Below are 3,734 nucleotides of genomic sequence, written 5' to 3' on the forward strand. Positions count from 1 at the left end.
GTTTAGGAATGCAGGCTCCCATCGGGCATCACCGCACCCGTGAAATCCGCATCCCGCAAGTCCGCACCCACCAGGGCCGCATCCCGCAGACTGGCTCCCCGCAGATTTGCACCGCGCAAGCAAGCGCCATCGAGGTCAGCGCCCCATAAATAGGCCCCTTCTAAGTTGGCATCGGTGAGATCTGCACCTGTTAACTTGGCTAAATTGAGGTTAGCATCCCGGAGATCCGCATTCCGCAAGTCGGCTTCCATCAGGTCAGTTTTCATCAAATTGGCTCGACTGAAACGCCCTCCTTTGAGAATACTGCCATGCAGATTGGCTTGTTTGAGATTTCCTTCTTCAAAATCGGTAAATCGCATTTGAGTATCGCGCAAATTTGCACCCATAAAGTTAGATCCGCGCAGGTTTGCTCCGCTGAATTTGGCCTCGTTGAGTTCGAGTCCGCTAAAATTAATCCCCTCCAAATTTAGGCCATTTAAAAATGCCCCGGTGAGTTTAACCCCGTTTAAGAGTGCGCCTTTAAGACAAGCACCGCTGAGTCTGGCTCCACTGAGATTGCTCCAATTCAAGTTAGCATTCATCAGATTTGCGCCTCGGAAGTTAATTCCATTGAGGTTCGCGCCAGAGAGGTTGACTCCCAGTAAATTGGAGCGATAAAAATTGACCCATTTGAGAATAGCGCCACTGAATTTGGCCCCGGTTAAATCGGTATTGGGTAACTGAGCACCTTGGAGATTGGCTTTGGTTAAATCTGCCTCAATCAGGCGGCTGCCTTTGAGTTTGACGAAGGTTAAATCAGCAGCATAGAGAAATGCACCGGATAATTGGACTTCCATCATTAAGGAGCGACTTAAATTTGCTCGCGCTAAGGATGCGTCAATGAGATTTGCACCGAACAGGTTAACCTGTTGCAGGGTTGCGCCGATCAAGTTGGCTAAATTGAGTCCAACCGCGAAAATCGCGATCGCCAGCCCTGTATCGCTTTAGTAATTCATACTCATCCATATTGTCCTCACCCTATTTAGCTTGAGATATCTATGATTTAGAATGCCCGGGTGGTGAGGCAATATCATACAATGCGAAACATTTCGTAAAATCACAGGTTTTTTTAAGTTTTCGGTATCGGGGATCGGCAATCAAGAATCGATAATTCATCAATATCTTGATTGCCAATCAGAGTATGCTCCCCAAATTTACCGGGGACTGCCAATCAGGGTAAAACCGGAGGTCGTTACACCTTAATCTGAAAAATGCCTTCAAACTCGATGATCCTAGCGGGCGCTCAATGAAGAACTCTCCAAGGGGTTCATAATTTTCTAATCTCTTTCTTTAAGCAAGCAACAGCTTACCTCTTGTCCGTAACTATAGCAATCCTAAATGATTTATGTCCTCTCCTGCTCCCCTCTCCTACAAGGAGAGGGGAGCAGGAGAGGTCTTATTCCACAACTGATATAGGATTGCTATAGGGGGACAATTCCTCAAAGGAGTGGGAACCTATTGCGCCCTAATCCTTTACCTGTGGTATAGCAGTGGGAAGACAAACCGGGGTTCTTGACAAAAGCTCGGGCAATCAGCAACAAATATCGGCGATGAAACCCAGTTTCTGGTCCCGTTTTTTGTCCCTGTTCCCGAATACTGTACGGGAGTCCGAATCAGGGAGCAAGATGCTACCATTCCTGAATTTGACTGCCATGATGATTTAAACTTGCGATAGAAACCGCGATCGCCGATGGTCCCTTCTTTCATCAAACCCGAATGGAATTTTTCACCCTTATACTCACCAGTCTGTTTACTTTAGTGTCTCCTGCCGGGATTGCCTTAGATATTCTGGCCGAACAGAATATTCGCGATCGCCTCTTTGCAGCGGAAAAACTCGAAGTCCGCATTGATAACACCCCCAGCTATCAATTACTCAATGGAAAAGTCGATCGCCTGCGAATTGCTGGCCGAGGACTGTCATTAATCCCGGGGTTAAGACTCGATATTTTAGAAATAGAAACCGACGCCATTGAGGTCAACCCTAGAGAATTAGGACGGGGTTCCGGGAATCGGCCAGTCCGGGGATTGCAAAAACCGTTACAGGCGGCAGTTCGGGTTGCTGTAACCGAGGCAGATATTAATACAGCCTTGCAGTCCCCTGAACTTTATAATCAAATGCAAACTCTAGCCTTGAGCTTATTTGATTCTCCCTTAATTCAACAAATTGCTACCCGTTATACCCTGGTTGATCGCCAAGTCACTTTTTTACCCAATAACCGAGTTCGATTCCAAACGAAAGTCCAAGAACGGGGATATGATGACTCTCTAACCTTAACCATAGAAACAGGTATCAATGTGATTGAGGGTCAACAATTACAACTGATTTCCCCCTCCGTCTGGGTGAACGATCGCCCTGCACCTCGACGATTAGTCACCGGACTCTTAGATTTAACCCGAAGGTTTAATTTACAGCGGTTAGAAAATCAGGGGCTGCGATCGCAGGTGTTGCAATTTAACCTGACCCCAGCCGGTGCAGAAATTGCTCTATTTTTGGCAGTAAACCCTTAGACTGGAGAGAAAGACCCGCCACCGCAGTCCCCTTTCTCAATTTCCCAGGGACTCCTTGGGTTTGTCTGACCAAAGCACTCCGGTGTGAGTTACCACCCGAACGGAGGAATCCTAGTGGTGTGGCTCCCCAGACAAGGGGCAAATATTCAGATAGACTGAGCTAGAGGCTTTATTGAAAATGGTATGGATGTGGGGAACAGTATGAACGCCGAACGGTTTGCTTTTAAGCTGATTGTGGAAAAAACGGAAAATTGGGGACAAGATACCGTAACCCTACCGGAAAATCTACCTCGTTCTGAGGCTGGGGAAAAAGCCCTCAGTGAATTTTTGCAAGTGATGCAGCTTGAGCTAGAGGATGCTCGCTTAGAGGAGTCGCAGGTGCAGGAGTACCGGGAGCCCTTAACGGAATTCGTCTCGCAACCGTTGGTACAGGAAACGCTATTAGGGGTTTTTGACAAAGACTGCAAAACTATCTCCACGGATACTTTAGCCCAAACCTGGACTCAGCTCAATTTGACGGCCCTCCCGGAGGGGTTTAATTGGGAAGCGGTGGCGCGAATTTATTTCAAACAAATTAAAGCCTTTGTTCACGCCCGAGAATTGGTCGATCGCCTGCTGAACGCCAACCGAGAGGATACCCTCACCCTAGATGACATCAAACGGGATGTATTTTTGCAACATCTGTTTGATGAACCGTGGCATGAAGTGATGCGGCAAATCGTGAGGATGATTGCGCCGGAATTGGCGGCAGAGTTACTCGATTCTCTGATAGAAAACCCAGTCGAACCCTCTAACTTTACTCACTTATTTGTAGCGGCAGAATGTCTGGCGGTTTTGCCCGATCGCACGGCATTGACATCGACAGCGAATCAACTGCGCGATCGCCTGCAATTCTTAACCCAATATCCAGAAGTGGATGAACTCATCCTCACCCGCCTCCGCGCCATTTCAACCCTGGCGCGAGTCTGGAAAACGGACCTGGATACCCTCCCCTGGTTACAATCCCTGGTAGAATCCCCCGTTGCCGAAAGCATCCGCATGAGTGCCGTGGATGAAATCGCCCTCTCCTGGAAAGAACGCCCAGAGATTCTCTCCTGGCTCAAAACCTTAGCACAATCCTCGGTGGCTGAAATTACCCGGGTGAGTGCAGTGCGATCGCTGGCGACTCACTACCGCCAGGACCCGGA

General features: G+C 48.4%; 2 protein-coding genes and 1 pseudogene. 2 read left to right on the plus strand and 1 reads right to left on the minus strand.

Annotated features, from left to right (window positions below; all coding sequences use genetic code 11):
• Nucleotides 1-2: 2 nt before the first annotated feature.
• A pseudogene (locus tag J0895_RS11265) lies at nucleotides 3-1,005 on the minus strand (pentapeptide repeat-containing protein).
• 750 nt (nucleotides 1,006-1,755) lie between these two features.
• On the opposite strand from J0895_RS11265, the gene J0895_RS11270 reads away from it, so the two are divergent.
• Together J0895_RS11270 and J0895_RS11275 are read left to right on the plus strand one after the other, a co-directional pair.
• Nucleotides 1,756-2,547, plus strand: coding sequence for an LmeA family phospholipid-binding protein (locus J0895_RS11270; protein WP_207088187.1), 792 nt, complete (start codon nucleotides 1,756-1,758; stop codon nucleotides 2,545-2,547).
• A 201-nt stretch (nucleotides 2,548-2,748) separates the two neighbouring features.
• A partial coding sequence (locus J0895_RS11275; protein ID WP_207088188.1) for a HEAT repeat domain-containing protein occupies nucleotides 2,749-3,734 on the plus strand: 986 nt, incomplete at its 3' end.

Origin of the sequence: Phormidium pseudopriestleyi FRX01, from assembly GCF_017313335.1 — a bacterium.
Classification (GTDB): domain Bacteria; phylum Cyanobacteriota; class Cyanobacteriia; order Cyanobacteriales; family Laspinemataceae; genus Laspinema; species Laspinema pseudopriestleyi.

What these genes read in the sequence shown, in the direction of transcription:
- J0895_RS11270 (WP_207088187.1), top strand. Translation starts at nt 1,756, where the DNA reads ATGGAATTTTTCACCCTTATACTCACCAGTCTGTTTACTTTAGTGTCT.